Consider the following 15892-nt stretch of genomic DNA (forward strand, 5'->3'; position numbering starts at 1 on the left):
ATCATCGGCGCTCGCAGGGCGGAGATCAATCCGGGGCGCGCGCACAGGGCGATGCATGGGGGAGGGGAGGCTTCAGCGCGGTTCAGGCGGACTGGGCGAGGCGGCCTTGGGCGACTTCGGCCAGGGCGGCGGCCAAGGCCTCGAATTCGGGCTGACGATCGCCGCGAACCCGCGTCACAAGAGCGATGGTGCGGCGGGCGTGGTGCGAGACGATGCTGCGCAGCACGATGTCGGGGCCGCGCTTGGCCGCGTCGAGCGCGTAGAGGCTGGGCAGGATCGCCACCCCGGCGCCGGTCGCGGCCATGGAGCGGATCGCGTCGAGGCTGGTGCCCTCGTATTCCTCCGAGATCAGCCCGCCCGCCTCGGCCGCCAGCGCCGCCACCATCCGCGCGAGGCGGTGGTTGCTGCCTAAGGTAAGGAACAGCCTCGCGCCGATCTCGGCCGGGCGGACCGGACCGTTGCCCCGGGCGAGCGGGTCGTCGGCCGCCACCGCGGCATAGAGCGCCTCTTCGGCCACGGGCAGGCTGATCGTGCCGGGATGGTCCTCGGGCGTTGACAGCACCATGTCGAAGCGCCCCGATCCGAGCCCTTCCTCAAGCTCACGCGTCGCTTCCTCGCGCACCATCAGCCGCAGATCTGGATAGCTCGCATGCAGCGCCCGCGTGGCTTCCGGCAGGAGGTATGGCCCGACGGTCGGCAGCACGCCGAGCCGCAGCCGCCCCGGCATCGCACCGCCGGCTCGGCTCACCGCGCGCAGATCCTCCATGTCGGCCAGAAGCCGCCGCGCCCGGCGCACCACCTCCTTGCCGATGGGGGTGGGGTTCGCGCCGCCCCGGCCGCGTTCGAAGAGCCGCGCACCCAGGCTCGCCTCGGCCTCGGCCAGCTGGGCCGAAAGGCTGGGCTGGCTCACGCCGAGGATCTCGGCCGCGAGGCCGAAGCGGCCGGTATCGGCCACGGTCACGATGTACTGCAGCTGTCGCAGGGTCGGGCGCATGAGCATAGCCAATAACTATCCAATGCATCGTATCTATATATTTGAGCGATGACCGGCAATGCGGGAAGGGAGCGCCATATCGCTGCGCCCTCGAAGGACATCGTCATGCGCCACACGACTTGCCTGCCCGGTATCGCTCCTCTCGGCGGGGAGGGCTGAGCATGGACAGCTTCTTCGCTCTCGCGACCTCCAACCTGCTCGCCCCGACGATCCTGTGCTTCGCGCTCGGCCTCGCGGCGGCGCTGGCGCGCAGCGACCTCGCGCTCCCCGAGGCGGCGGCCAAGGGGATCTCGATCTACCTGCTCTTCGCGATCGGCTTCAAGGGCGGCGCGGCGGTCTCGGCGCATGGCTTCGAGGCGCGGCTCGCGCTGACCCTGCTGGCCGGAACCATGCTCTCCTTCGCCCTGCCGCTGGTGGCTTGGATGATCCTGACGCGGTTCAGCCGGGTCGACGCCACCAACGCCGCTGCCATCGCCGGGCATTACGGATCGATCTCGATCGTCACCTTCGTCGCCGCCACCAGCCTACTGGAGACGCGCGGTCTGCCGCCCGAGGGCTACATGGTGGCGGTGGCCGCCGCGATGGAAGCGCCTGCGATCATCTCCGCGCTCTGGCTCGCTGCCCGTCGGGCGGGGCCGGGCGAGAGCGGACCGGGGCTCATGCGCGAGGTGCTGCTCAACGGCTCGATCGTGCTGCTGGTAGGCGCCTTCTTCATCGGGCTGGCCTCGGGGCCGAAGGGTCTTCTGGACCTGTCGAGCTTCATCGTCGCCCCCTTCACCGGCGTGCTCTGCCTGTTCCTGCTCGACATGGGGTTGGTCGCAGGCCGCAGCCTGGCAGGCAGCCGGGGCAAGCTCCCCGCGCGGCTGCTGGCCTTTGGCTTGCTGATGCCGCCGCTCGGCGCCGCCATGGGCCTCGCGCTCGCGCTGCCGCTCGGCCTGTCGCTCGGGGGCACGGTGCTGCTGATGACGCTGGCGGGTTCGGCCTCCTACATCGCCGTGCCGGCGGCGATGCGCGTGGCCCTGCCGCGTGCCGATGCCGGGATCTCCCTGACGCTGGCGCTGGGCATCACCTTCCCGTTCAACCTCGTGCTGGGCATTCCGCTCTACCTCGCGGCCGCCAGCTTCGCGCTGGCCTGATCCACCGCCCGACCCATGGCGCGGCCCCGTGCGGGGCCGCGTCAATCCGATCCCGCCCGGACCGCCGGTCAGCCCGTTTCGCGCAGCCCGGCCATCAGATGGCGGAACTTCTCGCTTTGGATCGCCACGTGGTCGCGAAGCAGCGCCGCCGTCCGTTCCGCCTCACCCTCCCGCAGCGCGGCGACGATCTCGCGATGCTCCTGCATCGACTGTGCGATGCGACCGCGCAGATGCAGCTGGGTGCGCCGGAACGGCTTGAGCCTGCGATGCAGTCGGATCGCCTCGCGTTCCAAGAAACCATTGCCGGACTGCGCGTAGATCAGGTGATGGAAGCTCTCGTTCTCGCGGTAGTAGCCGTCGATGGCGCCCGCCTCCATCGCCGCGTGGCAGCGCTCGTTGACCCGGTCGAGTTCGTCCAGCGCCTCGTCCGAGATCCGCCGCGCGGCGAGCCGCCCGCAGGCCGCTTCCAACTCCGCCATCACCTCGAACATCTCCAGAAGCTCGATGGTGCCGATCTCGCGCACGAAGACGCCGCGGCGTGGATGCTGCTCCACCAGCCCTGCCGCGGCGAGGCGCTGCAGGGCCTCACGGACCGGCGTGCGGGATACCTCGTGCTCATCGGCGAGGCGGGTCTCGTCGAGCCGGGTGCCCGGCGCGAAGCGACCGCGCAGGATCTGGTCCTCGAGCGTCTCGGCGATCCGGTCGCTGCGGCTGCCGCTCATCCCCCGTCCCTTCGCACATGCAGAATGTTGTTTCTTGTATACGAAAGCTTGACACCGCATGCAATCCTGCGCAGCGTGACGCGGCGTCGGGCGGGGAGGCTTGGCGCACAGGGAGGAGACACCATGAAGAAATCCATGCCGCTCGCCGCGGTCGCGGTCATGCTCGCACCGCTCGCCGCAGGGGCCGAGACGCTGCGCCTGTCGCATCAATGGGCCGAGGGCGACGTCCGCCACCAGGTCGCGCAGATGGTCGCCGACGAGGTGGCCGCTGCCGATGTCGATCTGGAGATCCAGATCTTTCCGAACCAGACCCTGTTCAAGGCGCGCGAGCAGTACACGCCGCTGTCGCGCGGCCAGCTCGACATGACCGTGCTGCCGCTGAGCTATGCAGGTGGTCAGCAGCCGGCCTACAACCTGACCCTGATGCCGGGTCTGGTGCGCAACCTCGAGCACGGCGACCGGTTGTCGAAATCCGAGTTCGGCGACGCGATCCGCGAGGTGATGGCCGAGGACGACGTGATGGTGCTGGTCGACGGCTACCTCGCGGGTGGCTTCGGCTCCAACAAGGGCTGCATCACCGCGCCCGAGGACGTGCAGGGCGTGACGATCCGCGCGGCCGGCAAGAGCTTCGAGGAAATGCTGGCCGGGGCAGGGGCCTCGATCGCCTCGATGGCCTCGTCCGAGATCTACCCGGCGCTGCAGACCGGCGTGCTCGACGCCGCGAACACCTCGTCGGAGAGCTTCGTGAGCTATCGTCTCTACGAACAGCTCAAGTGCTACACGCCCGCCGGCGACACGGCGCTGTGGTTCATGTACCAGCCGATGATCATGAACAAGACGACCTTCGAGGAGCTGACCGAAGAGCAGCAGGCCGCGCTGATGGCGGCGGCCGAGAAGGCCGAGGCCTATTACCTCGCAGAGGGCAAGAAGGGCGACGACCTGGCGCGCGAGACCTTCCGCGAAGCCGGCGTCGAGATCGCGGAGATGACCGAGGAAGACTTCAACGCCTGGCGCGAGCTGGCCAAGGAGACCGCCTTCAAGGTGTTCGTCGAAGAGACGCCGAATGGTCAGGAGCTGCTCGACAAGGCACTGGCCGTCGAGTGAGAGCGACCGGCCCCGGCGCAGGCCGGGGCCATCCCCATTCCCGAGGACATTCCATGACCGACACGACTCGGCGGGCCGAACCCGCCGCGATCCGCGCGATCGGCCAGCTTTCGACCCTGTGCGGGGTCGTGGCCGCCTTCATGATCTTCGCCTCCGTGCTGATCACCTGCCAGATGATCTTCCTGCGCGCCGTGATGGGCCGCTCGACCGTGTGGCAGACCGAGGCCGTCATCTACCTGATGATCGGTGCGACGCTGCTGGGCCTGCCCTATGTGCAGAAGCTGCGCGGCCATGTCGGCGTCGACCTGGTGCCGGGGCTTCTGCCCGCCGGGGCACGCCGGGTGCTGGCCACCATCGTGCTCGGCGCGACGATCGTGATGATCGGGCTGATGCTGTTCTATGGCTGGGAGATGTTCCACCTCGCCTGGGAACGCAACTGGCGCTCGGAAACCGTCTGGGGCGTGAAGCTGTGGATTCCCTATCTCGCCGTGCCGCTCGGCTTCGCGCTCTTCGCGTTGCAGCTGGTAGCCGATCTCTGGGCCGTCGCCACCGGGCATGACGACGCCGATCCGACCGTCTCGCCCGAAGACCGGAGGCACTGATGGAACCGCTTACCCTCGGCGCGCTGGTCGCGCTGTTCACCGTGCTGGTGCTGTTCTCCGGCATCTCGGTCGGCACCGGCCTTCTGGTGGTCGCCACCGGCTTTCTCTTCATCGTCGACGGCGCCCGCTCGCTCGAGGCGCTGCCAGAGCTGTTCTTCGGCGAGCTGAACAGCTTCGCGCTGCTGTCGATCCCGATGTTCATCATCATGGGCGCCGCCATTTCGTCCTCGCGCGCCGGCCCCGATCTCTACGAGGCACTGGAGCGCTGGCTGACCCGCGTGCCGGGCGGCCTTCTGGTGTCGAACCTCGGCGCCTGCGCGCTTTTCGCCGCGATGTCGGGCTCGAGCCCCGCGACCTGCGCCGCGATCGGCAAGATGGGCATCCCCGAGATGCGCAAGCGCGGCTACCCCGACGAAGTGGCAGCCGGCTCCATCGCCGCGGGCGGCACGCTGGGCATCCTGATCCCGCCCTCGGTGACGATGATCGTCTACGGCATCGCGACCGAGACCTCGATCGGCCGCCTGTTCCTCGCCGGCGTCATCCCCGGCCTGCTGCTGACGCTTCTCTTCATCGCCTGGTCGATCTTCGACACCTGGCGGCGGGGCGCGGCGGGCGTGGCGCTGTCGGGCATCACCTATAGCTGGCGCCAGAAATTCGAGATCCTACCGCGCGTGTTGCCCTTCCTCGCGATCATCGTGGGCGTGCTCTACGCGCTCTATGGCGGCATCGCGACGCCCTCCGAGACGGCCGCCGTCGGCGCGCTTTTGTGCATCATCGTGGTGATGATCATCTACAAGATGGTCCAGCCCAAGGCCCTCTGGGCGATCCTGCGCGACAGCACCCGCGAGAGCGTGATGATCCTGTTCATTATCGGCGCGGCGGGGGTGTTCTCCTTCATGCTGTCCTCGCTGTTCATCACCCAGTCGGTGGCGGCCTGGATTGGCGGGCTCGAGGTCAACCGCTGGGTGCTGATGGCGATCGTCAACCTGTTCCTGCTGGTGGCGGGCTTCTTCCTGCCGCCGGTGGCCGTGATCCTGATGTCGGCGCCGATCCTGCTGCCGATCATCATCGCCGCCGGCTTCGACCCCTACTGGTTCGCGGTGATCGTGACGATCAACATGGAGATCGGCTTGATCACCCCGCCGGTGGGTCTCAACCTCTACGTCATCAACGGCATCGCGCCGGACATCTCGCTCAAGAAGGTGCTGTTCGGTTCGCTGCCCTTCGTCGGCTGCATGGTCGCGGCCATCGTCATCCTGTCGGTCTTCCCGGGTCTGGCGACCTGGCTGCCCGACTTCGTCATGGGGAAAGCGATATGAGCCTGCTGTCGGACGTCCTCTCGACCATCCTCGAGCGCCGCTACCCGTGGCAGCCGGCGCGCGAGGCCGACCCGCGCTCCGACGCGGCGCTGATCGCCGACCTGCTGTCGAACGCGGGTGAGATCTCGGGGCTGACATCGGCGCGCGAACTGCTCGAGCGCTACGCCGCCAAGGACGACGCGGCCAAGATCGCCTTCTTCGCACATCTGGCCGAGGAGCTGGACATCGACCCCGAGACGGTGCGCACCGCGCTCGACGCCTACGAGGCCAAGCCCGGGCCGAAGACCTACCGCGCCTTTCTAGAGGCGGCCGAGCCGCCCCGGCAGGAACTGGTGCGCCGACTCAACCGGGTGCCGGGGGCCACGGCGCGGCTTGTGGCGATGCGCGCCGACCTGCTGCGGCTCTTGAAGCGGGACGATCCGCGCGCCGCGCTCGATCAGGATTTCCGACACCTGTTCCAGAGCTGGTTCAACCGCGGCTTTCTGGTGCTGCGCCCGGTGAGTTGGGAGAGCCCGGCGCAGATCCTCGAGAAGATCATCGCCTATGAGGCGGTGCACGCGATCGACAGCTGGGACGATCTGCGCCGTCGGGTCGAGCCGACCGACCGGCGCTGTTTCGCCTTCTTTCACCCGGCGATGCCGGACGAGCCGGTGATCTTCGTCGAGGTGGCGCTGACCCGGGGCATCCCCGGCTCGATCCAGGAGGTTCTGGCCGAAGACCGCGAGGAGGTCGAGGCGGCCGAGGCCGACACGGCCGTGTTCTACTCGATCTCGAACTGCCAGTCGGGGCTGGCGGGGATCTCGTTCGGCAATTCGCTGATCAAGCAGGTGGTGGCCGATCTGTCGGCCGAGCTGCCGGGGCTCAGGACCTTCGTGACGCTGTCGCCAATCCCCGGCCTGCGCCGTTGGATGGATGCCGAGGCGATCGACCCGACCACGCTCGACGACGAGGCGCTCAGGCGCACGGCGGCGCGCTATCTGCTCACCGCCAAGCGCGAGGGCGGCATGCCGCTCGACCCGGTGGCGCGGTTCCACCTCGGCAATGGCGCGCAGCTGCACGCGGTCCATGCCAATGCCGACATCTCGCCCAAGGGCCGCGCCGAGAGCTGCGGCGCGATGGTGAATTATCTCTATGACCTGGGAAAGATCACCCAGAACCACGAAGGCTTTGCCAAGCGGCAGGAGGTGGCGGCATCGGATGCGGTGCGCGGCCTTCTCCCGCGCAACGGGCGGGCACGCAAGGAAGGGGCATGAGCATGGCCAACCCGCTCTACGACACGCTGTTCGGACGCCATGAGGGCCGCGATACGCCCTTCCTGATCTCGCGCGAGGGGCGCGTGACCAGCCATGCCGAGTTCCTCGCGCTGGCGGCGCGGATCGCCCATGCGCTGGTCGATGCAGGGCTCAAGCCCGGCGACCGGGTCGCGGTGCAGGTGGAAAAATCCCAGCAGGCGCTCGCGCTCTACGCCGCCTGCGTGCGGGCCGGGCTGGTGTTCCTGCCGCTCAACACCGCCTACACGGTCGAGGAGCTGAGCTACTTCATCGAGGATAGCGGCGCACGGTTGGTGATCTGCGACCCGGCCCGCGAAGACGGTCTGGCGCCGCTCTGCGACCGGCTCGGGGCGCAGATCCTGACGCTCGGCGCCGACGGCCATGGCGGGCTGATGGCGCAGGCGGCACGGCATGAGGACCGCTTCGAGACCGTCCCGCGCGACGAGGACGACCTCGCGGCCTTTCTCTACACCTCGGGCACGACGGGACGCTCCAAGGGCGCGATGCTGACCCAAGGCAACCTCATCTCCAACGCCGTGACGCTGGTCGAGCACTGGCGCTTCACCGAGGACGACGTGCTGCTGCACGCGCTGCCGATCTTCCACACCCACGGGCTGTTCGTCGCGACCAACGTGATCGCGGTGGCGGGCGCCTCGATGATCTTCCTGCCGAAATTCGACCTCGACGCGCTGATCGAGCTGATGCCCAGGGCCACCTCGATGATGGGGGTGCCGACCTTCTACACCCGGCTTCTGGGCGATGCGCGGTTCACCCGCGAGCTGACCGAGAACATGCGGCTCTTCATCTCGGGCTCCGCGCCGCTTCTTGCCGAGACCCATGTCGAGTTCGAGAAGCGCACCGGCCACCGGATCCTCGAGCGCTACGGCATGACCGAGACCAACATGAACACTTCCAACCCCTATGATGGCGAGCGGCGCGCCGGCACAGTCGGCTTTCCGCTGCCGGGTGTCGAGCTCAAGATTACCGATCGCGAGACCGGCGAGGAGCTGCCCCGAGGCGAGGTCGGCCTGATCGAGGTGCGCGGGCCCAACGTGTTCAAGGGCTACTGGCAGATGCCAGAGAAAACCAAGGCCGAGCTGCGCGAGGACGGCTTCTTCATTACCGGCGATCTGGGGCGGATCGACGAGGACGGCTATGTCTCGATCGTCGGGCGCGACAAGGACCTGATCATCTCGGGCGGCTACAACATCTATCCCAAGGAGATCGAGCTCCTGCTCGACGAGCAGCCCGGCGTGCTTGAGAGCGCGGTGATCGGCGTGAAGGACGCCGATTTCGGCGAAAGCGTGGTCGGCGTGCTGGTGCCGCGCCCCGGTGCCGAGATCGACCCCGAGGCTGTGATGGCGGCGATGCAGGGCAGCCTCGCACGGTTCAAGCAGCCGCGCCGGATCGAGATCGTCGAAGAACTGCCGCGCAACACCATGGGCAAGGTGCAAAAGGCGCTGCTGCGCGAGCGCTTCGGCGGCTGAGCCTGACGCCGCCGCCAAAGGTAGCGCATATGATACCGGCAGGGGGCGGTTCCGGCGGCCCCCTGCCGTTCCAGCGCGAGGCGACCGACCCCGCGCGGTGAACGGAACGCCTCCCGATCGGGCAGGCGCGTGGACGAATTGTCGTCGACTGTCCCGGCGTCCGGCGCTTGCGACAATTCGCGACAATTCGATCTTGGTCAGCCAGGCGACCCTCGCCTAGTCCTCGGGTAACGCCGGCCGTCGCGCCGCCGCCACGCCCGTGGCGACGCCGCCCTGACAGCCGCCGGCTCCCGTAGTCAGGACGTGCACCCCATGTCGCCAATTTGCCGAACGCCCGCCGGGCCACGAAACGCCTCCTCTGATCACGCGATTGCCACGTCCTTCGGGAGGGGGTGGTCGTGATCCCGATGCTGCGCCTGCTGCTAGTCCTCGCGGTCATAGCCGCATCCTCCGGCTTCGCTGTCTGGCAAGCCACGCGTCTCGACGCGGCGCTGGCACCTGACGACGCAGCCGCGTCGGGCCGTCCCGGTAGGCCGGGACGGCGCGCCGAGTCCAGGGCTGCCGCGGTTGCGCTGGCCACGACGACGCTGTCGCCGGTCACGCCGGTCTCCACCGCCTATGGCCGTGTCGTCGCGCCCCGCACGGTCGAGATCGCGCCAGCCGTCACCGGCCGCGTCGCCTGGGTGGCCGAAGGGCTGCGCGACGGGGCCCGGGTCGCGGCGGGAGAGCTGCTGCTGCGCATCGACGACAGCACCGCCCGCACCGTGCTCGCCGAGGCGCAGGCCACCCGTGCGGCCGCCGAGACCGCGCTGACCGATGCCCGGCGCCGGATCGGCGAGCTGGAGGCGGAGATGGCGCTGCTCGAGGAAGTGGCGGCGTTGCGCGCGGCCAATCTCGAACGCGTCGGTGCGCTGGCGCAGAGCGGAGGGGTCGCGGCCTCGACGCGCGACGACGCCGCCGCGCAGGCGCTGGGCGCACGGCAGAGCGTCGCCGCGCAGGCCGCCCAGATCGCTGCCGCCGAAAGCGAAGTGCGCCAAGGCGAGATCGCGCTCGAGCAGGCCGGGCTGGCAGTGGAGCGGGCCGAGCGCACGCTCGAGGATCACGAGCTGCATGCGCCGATCGGCGGGCTCTATACCGGCGCAGTGCCGGTCGCGGGGCAAAGCGTCACCGCTGCCGCGCTGGGCCAGATCACCGATCTCGACGCGCTCGAGGTGCGGGCGGAGCCGACCCGCAGCACGCTGGCGCGGCTAAGCGACGAGACCGGCGCGCTGCTGCCGCTCCCGGCCGAGATCAAGGCGCCGGGCGGTGGTCTCGCGCAGGGCCGGCTCGACCGGCTCAGCCTCGAGACCGGGAATGACGGCACCACGCGCGGCATCGCGGTGCTGCGCGTCGAGACGGGCGGCTGCGCCTGTCTGCAACCGGGCGATTTCGTCGAACTGCGGATCGAGGAGCCGTCGCACGAGGCGGTGGCCGTGCCGCATGACGCGCTCTCCGCCGACGACACGCTGCTGGTCGTGGATGAGACCGGCCTGCTCGACCGCGTCGCGGTCGAGGTGGAACGGCGCACCGTCGATGCCGCCATTCTGACGCCCGACGCGGCGGGGCTGCGCTACGTGGTGGCCCCGACGCCCGAGCTGATCGCCGGCGGACGTATCGCGCTTCCCGAGACGGCGGAGCGGGTGGAGAGCCCGAACGAGGCAGAGATGGTCGATCTCGACCCACCGACCCGGGCTCGGCTGATGGCCCGGCTCGAGGCCGGGGAGGGGCTGCCCGCGCCGCTGCGAGCGCGGATCGAGAGCGCGCTCGAGACCGGCGCCGCGCCGGCGGCGATGCTCGAGCGGCTCGACCGCGTGTCGGAGAACTGACCATGCGTCTCGTCTCCTTCTTCACCCGCCATGCCACGGCGGCCAACCTGCTGATGCTGGTGGTGACCGCCCTCGGCCTGTTCGCCGCGACGCAGATCCGCACCCAGTTCCTCCCCGACGTGGTGAGCGAGACCGTCAGCGTCTCGATCGACTGGGAAGACGCCTCGGCCGAGGACGTGCAGGCGGGCATCGTCGACGTGGCGACCCCCGGCCTCCTGGCGCTCGAAGGGCTTTCGGAGATCCAGGCCGTGGCTCGCGAGGGCGGCGCGCGTTTCAGCCTCGAATTCGAACCGGGCTGGGACATCGACCGGGCGCTGGCCGAAGTCGAGACCGCGCTGCCCTCGGCGGCGGCGCTGCCAGAGGATGCCGAGGAGGCGCAAACCGGGCGCGGTGTCTGGCGCGACCGGGTGCTCGAACTGGCGCTGGCGGGCGACCTGCCGCGCGCCCGGATCGAGGCGCTGGGCGCGGCGCTGGAGCGCGAATTGCTGCGCGCCGGGATCACCCGCGCCGCGCTGCGCGGCACCACCTCGCCGGAGATCGCCGTCGAGATCGAGGCGGCGCGGCTGGCCGAGCATGGGCTGAGCCTCGGCGACGTCGCCGAGGCGATCGCCCGCAACGCCAGCGACGCCGCCGCGGGCGAGACCGCGTCCGGCGGCACCGCCGTCCGGGTGGGCGCCGAGCGGCGCTCCGAGACCGGCCTCGCGGCGTTGTCGCTGACCACGGATGCGGGGCCCGTCGCGCTGGGCGACATCGCGACCTTCGAGAGTGAGGAGGCGGGCTCCGGCCGCGCCTATTTCCTCGAGGGCGATCCCGCGGTGGTGATCGGCATCGAGCGCGGCGTCGGTGGCGATGCGCTCAAGATCCGCGCCGCGGCGCTCGAAGTGGCCGAGGCCTTCGTCGCCAGTCGGTCCGAGGACATCCGGATCGTGCCGATGCGCGACAACGCGGAGCAGATCGCCGACCGGCTGACGGTGCTTGCGGACAATGCGCTGTTCGGCCTCGTGCTCGTGCTCGTGCTGCTGTTCGTGTTCCTGTCGCCCTCGGCGGCGGTCTGGGTGGCGGGTGGCATTCCGGTCGCGCTGGCGGCTGGGCTGGGCGTGCTGTGGCTGACCGGTCAGTCGCTCAACATGATCTCGATCTTCGCGCTGATGATCTGCCTCGGCATCATCGTCGACGACGCCATCGTCGTGGCCGAGAGTGCCGAGGCGCGTCGGCGCGAGCGCGGCGAAACCCGCGCCCAGGCGGCGGAGCGGGCGGCGCGACGGATGCTCGGCCCGATCCTCGCCTCGACCGCGACCACCGTGGTGGCCTTCATGTCGCTGCAGGCGGTCGGTGGCCGCTTCGGCGAATTCATCGCCACCATTCCCTTCACCGTCGCCGCTGTGCTGGTCGCCTCGCTCGCCGAATGCTTCCTGGTGCTGCCGCACCATCTCGGCCATGGTCTGGCGCGGCTGGATCGCGGCGTGCTGGCCTGGCCGAGCCGGATGGTGAACCGCGGCTTCGTGCGGCTGCGCGACGGCGTCTTCGCCCCGGCGATCCGGGGCGTGCTGGCACTGCGCTACGCCGTGCTGCTGGTCGCCGTGGGGGTGACGCTGCAGGCGGTGCTGATGATCGTGGAGCGTGACGTCGCCTGGCGGTTCTTCGTCGCGCCGCAGGAGCCGGTGATCACAGCCAACATCGCGATGCGCGACTCCGCGACCCGCGACGACACCGAGGCGATGCTCGAGGAGATGCTGCGCGCCGCGAACGAGGTGCGCGCCGATTTCACCGGCGAGCATGGCACCGACCCGGTGGTCACGGTGCTGACCGAGATCGGCGGTGGTGCCGGGCGCGGGCTGGCGAGTGCCGACGACAAGGATGCCGATCTGCTCGGCGCGCTGACCATCGAACTGATCCCGGCCGACGATCGGCCCTACGATACGGACGCCTTCGTTGCGGCCTTCGAGGCGGCGTTGGTGCGGCCGCCCGAATTCGAGACCTTCAGCTTCCGTGCCGCGCGTTTTGGGCCGGGCGGCGACGGGCTCGACATCGCGCTTTACGGCGACGATCCCTTGCAGCTCGATGCCGCCGCGGAGGCGCTCGAGGCCGCGCTAGCCGCGATCCCCCAGATCACCGGTGTCGAGGATGACCTGACGCTGGCGGGGACCGCGCAGGCGCTGCGGCTCAACGCCTATGGAGAGGAGTTGGGCTTTACCGAGAGCGGCATCGCGACCGAGTTGCGGGAGCGGCTGCAGGGCGTCGAGGCGCTGAGCTGGCCGCAGGGCACGCAGACCGCGAAGATCGAGGTGCGGCTGCCCGAGGGCGCGCTGGGCGCGGCCTATCTCGAGGAGATCCTGCTGCACTCCCCCGAGGGGCGTTGGGTCTCGCTCTCCGAGATCACGACCCGCTCCTCTGCGCCGGTGCTGTCGACCATCCGCAGCGAGGCGGGACAGGTCGTGGTGCGGGTCACGGGAGAGCTGTCGACCCAGGACGCGGCGCTGGCGGAGAGCCTGCGCACGCAGATCGAGACGGTCGAGCTGCCGCGCGTCGCCGCACCCTACGGCGTGACCTACGACCTGCAGGGTCTCGCGGCGCAGGAGGCCGATTTCCGGTCGGACGCGGTGATCGGCTATGCCGTCTGTCTGCTGGCGATCTACATGGTTCTGGCGCTGGTGCTGGGCCACTGGTTCTGGCCGCTGTCGATCATGGCGGTCATTCCGGTCGGCGTCACCGGGCTGGTCTGGGGGCATTACTGGTGGGACATGCCGCTGTCGATCTTCTCGGCGGTCGGCTTCATCGGGCTTAGCGGGATCATCGTCAACGACTCGATCGTGCTGGTCTCGGCGATCACCGAGCGGCTGCGCGACGAGGCGCCGCTGCAGGCCATCACCGGCGCGGTGGCCGAGCGGTTGCGCCCAGTGCTGCTGACCACGCTGACGACGGTGCTGGGCCTCGCGCCACTGCTGTCCGAGACCAGCACCCAGGCCGAATTCCTCAAGCCGATGGTCGTGACGCTCTGCGTCGGGCTGACGGCGGGCTTCTTCATCGTGCTGCTGGTCGTGCCATCCCTGGTCGCGATCCAGATGGACGTGGCCACGGCCTGGCGTCGTTTGCGGATTGGGCGGCGGCAGGCGGCGGTCAGATGACCCGCGCCAGCCCGGCCGTCACCCGGCGCATCTCGGGCAGGTAGGTCTCGGCCAGCGTCTCGGCGCGGTCCTGGGTCGCGGCCATGCCGAGATTGAGCGCGGCGACGGTCTGCCCGCGCGCATCGACCAGCGGCACCGCGATCGAGCGCAGACCCAGCTCGACCTCCTGGTCGATGATCGCGTAGCCGTCGGCGCGTGCCGCCGCCACCCGCGCCATGATCGCCTCCGGATCGGTCAGGCTGAGCGGTGTGCGCGGCGCGAGGTCGCTGCGCTCGATCAGGGCACGCGCTTCGGCTTCGGGGAGGGCCGCCAGCAGCACCCGCCCGAGCGAGGTGCAATGCGCCGGCAGCCTTGAGCCGGGCATCAGCCCGATCGACATCACCCGCCGCTGCGCCGCGCGAGCGAGATAGACGATCTCGCATTCGTCGCGCACCGCCACCGAAGCCGACTGTCCGACCCGCTCCGAAAGCTGGTCGAGCCAGGGCTGCACGATCTGCGCCAGCGGCAGCGCCGCCAGCGCCGACATGCCCAACCGCAGTACCCGCGGCGTCAGGGTGAAGAACTTGCCGTCATGCGCGGCGTATCCCTCGGCCGCCAGCGTCAGCAGGCAGCGCCGGGCCGTGGCGCGGTCGAGATCCGCGCGCGCCGCGGCCTGTGCCACGGAGAGCCGCGGATGGGCTGCGCCGAAGGCCGCGATGACCCGCAGCCCCTTGGCGAAGGATGCCACGAAATCGGGGGATTTGTTCACCATGCGCACGAGAAGTTCCGCACTACGAACAAATGTCAAGATGCGCACGAAACCTCTGGACCGGCGGGGGCCGTCCTTCCTAGGGATCGGGGCCAAGCGCCGCCGCGCGGCGGCCTGAGGAGGACAGGATATGGACAAGACGATAGGCGATGTCGCCGCCGCGGTGGCCGACATCCCCGACGGGGCGAGCGTGATGATCGGTGGCTTCGGCGGCTCGGGCGCGCCGATCGAGCTGATCCACGCGCTGATCGATCGCGGCCCGCGCGATCTGACGGTGATCAACAACAACGCCGGCAACGGCCGGATCGGCATCGCCGCGATGATCGATGCCGGCATGGTGCGCAAGATCATCTGCTCCTTTCCGAAGTCCAAGGATCCCCGCGCTTTTACCGAGGCCTATCTCGCTGGTCGGATCGAGCTGGAGCTGGTGCCGCAGGGCACTTTGGCCGAACGGATCCGCGCGGGCGGTGCAGGCATTCCCGCCTTCTACACGCCAACCTCCTTCGGCACGGAGCTGGCGGCGGGCAAACCCACCGCGGAGTTCGACGGGCGCGGCTACGTGCAGGAGCGCTGGCTCAAGGCCGACTACGCGCTGGTCAAGGCCGAGATCGCCGATCGGCACGGCAACCTGGTCTATCGCAAGGCCGGCCGCAATTTCGGCCCGCTGATGTGCATGGCTGCCGCCACGACGATCGTGCAGGCGACTCGCATCGTGGAGCCCGGCGCGATCGATCCCGAGCATGTCGTGACCCCGGGGCTCTTCGTCGACCGTGTGGTCGCGGTGCCGCATGCGCGCCAGGAAGAGGATCTCAACATCGAGGGGGCGGTCTACGCATGAGCGACATCGCGAACATCAAGCTGTCCAACGCGCAGATCGCCTGGCGCGCGGCGCAGGACATCGAGGACGGCTCTTACGTCAATCTCGGCATCGGGTTTCCCGAGATGGTGGCGCGCTACCAGGTCGCGGGGCGCAAGGCGATCTACCACACCGAGAACGGCATCCTCGACTTCGGCCCCGCGCCGGCGCCGGGGCAGGAGGACTGGGACCTGATCAACGCCGGCAAGAAGGCGGTGACGCTGAACCCGGGTGCCGCATTCTTCCACCACGCCGATAGCTTCGCCATGGTGCGCGGCGGCCATCTCGACGTGGCCATCCTCGGCGCCTTCGAGGTGGCCGAAAACGGCGATCTCGCGAATTGGAGCGTCGGCAAGAGCGGCGTGCCCGCGGTCGGCGGCGCGATGGATCTCGTGCATGGCGCCAAGCGTGTCGCGGTGATCACCGATCATGTCACCAAGACCGGCGCGCCCAAGCTGGTGGAGCGCTGCTCGCTGCCGCTCACCGGGGTGGGCTGCGTGACGAGGGTCTACACCTCGCTGGCCGTGGTGGATATCGAGGGGGGCCGCTTCGTGCTGCGCGAGAAGCTCGCCGCGATCTCGCTGGGCGATCTACAGGCCGTGACCGGCGCGACGCTCAATCTCGACGGCCCCGTGGCCGACCTTATCGTTCCGGAGCTCTGAC

Annotated in this window: 13 protein-coding genes; 10 read left to right on the plus strand and 3 right to left on the minus strand. The window is 69.6% G+C overall.

The genetic code is table 11. The annotated features are described in order from the left end of the window. Positions 1-82: 82 nt before the first annotated feature. Positions 83-994: a LysR substrate-binding domain-containing protein gene (locus tag FHS00_RS14610; RefSeq protein WP_183474825.1), complete on the minus strand. Its 912-nt coding sequence runs from the start codon at positions 992-994 to the stop codon at positions 83-85. A gap of 161 nt (positions 995-1155) precedes the next feature. Here FHS00_RS14610 and FHS00_RS14615 point away from each other — a divergent pair, with 161 nt between their 5' ends. Continuing rightward, complete coding sequence (locus tag FHS00_RS14615; protein WP_183474826.1) at positions 1156-2130, plus strand: sodium-dependent bicarbonate transport family permease; 975 nt, start codon at positions 1156-1158, stop codon at positions 2128-2130. A gap of 68 nt (positions 2131-2198) precedes the next feature. Here FHS00_RS14615 and FHS00_RS14620 read toward each other — a convergent pair whose 3' ends face one another. After that, positions 2199-2852 (minus strand): GntR family transcriptional regulator, encoded by a 654-nt coding sequence (locus FHS00_RS14620; RefSeq protein WP_183474827.1) that lies wholly within the window; start codon positions 2850-2852, stop codon positions 2199-2201. A 123-nt stretch (positions 2853-2975) separates the two neighbouring features. Between FHS00_RS14620 and dctP the strand changes: the two genes are divergently transcribed. The 7 genes from dctP to FHS00_RS14655 all read left to right on the plus strand — a co-directional run bounded on the left by dctP (position 2976) and on the right by FHS00_RS14655 (position 13625). Continuing rightward, positions 2976-3956: a TRAP transporter substrate-binding protein DctP gene (gene dctP, locus FHS00_RS14625; RefSeq protein ID WP_183474828.1), complete on the plus strand. Its 981-nt coding sequence runs from the start codon at positions 2976-2978 to the stop codon at positions 3954-3956. Between the two features lie 53 nt (positions 3957-4009). Beyond that, positions 4010-4558 carry a TRAP transporter small permease gene (locus FHS00_RS14630; protein ID WP_183474829.1) on the plus strand — a complete coding sequence of 183 codons (549 nt, stop codon included), beginning with the start codon at positions 4010-4012 and terminating at the stop codon, positions 4556-4558. Beyond that, complete coding sequence (locus FHS00_RS14635; RefSeq protein ID WP_183474830.1) at positions 4558-5877, plus strand: TRAP transporter large permease; 1320 nt, start codon at positions 4558-4560, stop codon at positions 5875-5877. The genes FHS00_RS14630 and FHS00_RS14635 overlap by 1 nt, the downstream gene beginning before the upstream one ends. After that, positions 5874-7130, plus strand: a complete 1257-nt coding sequence (locus tag FHS00_RS14640) for a malonyl-CoA decarboxylase (protein ID WP_183474831.1) — start codon at positions 5874-5876, stop codon at positions 7128-7130. The genes FHS00_RS14635 and FHS00_RS14640 overlap by 4 nt, the downstream gene beginning before the upstream one ends. A 2-nt stretch (positions 7131-7132) precedes the next feature. Then, on the plus strand, positions 7133-8635 hold the full coding sequence (locus FHS00_RS14645) for a malonate--CoA ligase (protein ID WP_183474857.1): 1503 nt from the start codon (positions 7133-7135) through the stop codon (positions 8633-8635). A gap of 398 nt (positions 8636-9033) precedes the next feature. Then, complete coding sequence (locus FHS00_RS14650) at positions 9034-10500, plus strand: efflux RND transporter periplasmic adaptor subunit (RefSeq protein ID WP_183474832.1); 1467 nt, start codon at positions 9034-9036, stop codon at positions 10498-10500. A gap of 2 nt (positions 10501-10502) precedes the next feature. Beyond that, positions 10503-13625 carry an efflux RND transporter permease subunit gene (locus FHS00_RS14655; protein WP_183474833.1) on the plus strand — a complete coding sequence of 1041 codons (3123 nt, stop codon included), beginning with the start codon at positions 10503-10505 and terminating at the stop codon, positions 13623-13625. On the opposite strand, the gene FHS00_RS14660 is transcribed toward FHS00_RS14655, so the two are convergent. Next, a complete protein-coding gene (locus FHS00_RS14660; RefSeq protein WP_183474858.1) occupies positions 13618-14376 on the minus strand; it encodes an IclR family transcriptional regulator domain-containing protein in 759 nt (252 codons plus the stop codon). The two genes, FHS00_RS14655 and FHS00_RS14660, sit on opposite strands and share 8 nt — an antisense overlap. 127 nt (positions 14377-14503) lie before the next feature. Here FHS00_RS14660 and FHS00_RS14665 point away from each other — a divergent pair, with 127 nt between their 5' ends. After that, positions 14504-15211, plus strand: coding sequence for a 3-oxoacid CoA-transferase subunit A (locus FHS00_RS14665; protein WP_183474834.1), 708 nt, complete (start codon positions 14504-14506; stop codon positions 15209-15211). Continuing rightward, positions 15208-15891, plus strand: coding sequence for a 3-oxoacid CoA-transferase subunit B (locus tag FHS00_RS14670; protein WP_183474835.1), 684 nt, complete (start codon positions 15208-15210; stop codon positions 15889-15891). Before FHS00_RS14665 ends, FHS00_RS14670 begins: the two co-directional genes overlap by 4 nt. Position 15892 lies beyond the last annotated feature (1 nt).

The organism is Limimaricola variabilis (assembly GCF_014195545.1).
Classification (GTDB): domain Bacteria; phylum Pseudomonadota; class Alphaproteobacteria; order Rhodobacterales; family Rhodobacteraceae; genus Limimaricola; species Limimaricola variabilis.

What these genes read in the sequence shown, in the direction of transcription:
- FHS00_RS14610 (WP_183474825.1), bottom strand. Translation starts at nt 994, where the DNA reads ATGCGCCCGACCCTGCGACAGCTGCAGTACATCGTGACCGTGGCCGAT.
- FHS00_RS14615 (WP_183474826.1), top strand. Translation starts at nt 1,156, where the DNA reads ATGGACAGCTTCTTCGCTCTCGCGACCTCCAACCTGCTCGCCCCGACG.
- FHS00_RS14620 (WP_183474827.1), bottom strand. Translation starts at nt 2,852, where the DNA reads ATGAGCGGCAGCCGCAGCGACCGGATCGCCGAGACGCTCGAGGACCAG.
- dctP (WP_183474828.1), top strand. Translation starts at nt 2,976, where the DNA reads ATGAAGAAATCCATGCCGCTCGCCGCGGTCGCGGTCATGCTCGCACCG.
- FHS00_RS14630 (WP_183474829.1), top strand. Translation starts at nt 4,010, where the DNA reads ATGACCGACACGACTCGGCGGGCCGAACCCGCCGCGATCCGCGCGATC.
- FHS00_RS14635 (WP_183474830.1), top strand. Translation starts at nt 4,558, where the DNA reads ATGGAACCGCTTACCCTCGGCGCGCTGGTCGCGCTGTTCACCGTGCTG.
- FHS00_RS14640 (WP_183474831.1), top strand. Translation starts at nt 5,874, where the DNA reads ATGAGCCTGCTGTCGGACGTCCTCTCGACCATCCTCGAGCGCCGCTAC.
- FHS00_RS14645 (WP_183474857.1), top strand. Translation starts at nt 7,133, where the DNA reads ATGGCCAACCCGCTCTACGACACGCTGTTCGGACGCCATGAGGGCCGC.
- FHS00_RS14655 (WP_183474833.1), top strand. Translation starts at nt 10,503, where the DNA reads ATGCGTCTCGTCTCCTTCTTCACCCGCCATGCCACGGCGGCCAACCTG.
- FHS00_RS14660 (WP_183474858.1), bottom strand. Translation starts at nt 14,376, where the DNA reads ATGGTGAACAAATCCCCCGATTTCGTGGCATCCTTCGCCAAGGGGCTG.
- FHS00_RS14665 (WP_183474834.1), top strand. Translation starts at nt 14,504, where the DNA reads ATGGACAAGACGATAGGCGATGTCGCCGCCGCGGTGGCCGACATCCCC.
- FHS00_RS14670 (WP_183474835.1), top strand. Translation starts at nt 15,208, where the DNA reads ATGAGCGACATCGCGAACATCAAGCTGTCCAACGCGCAGATCGCCTGG.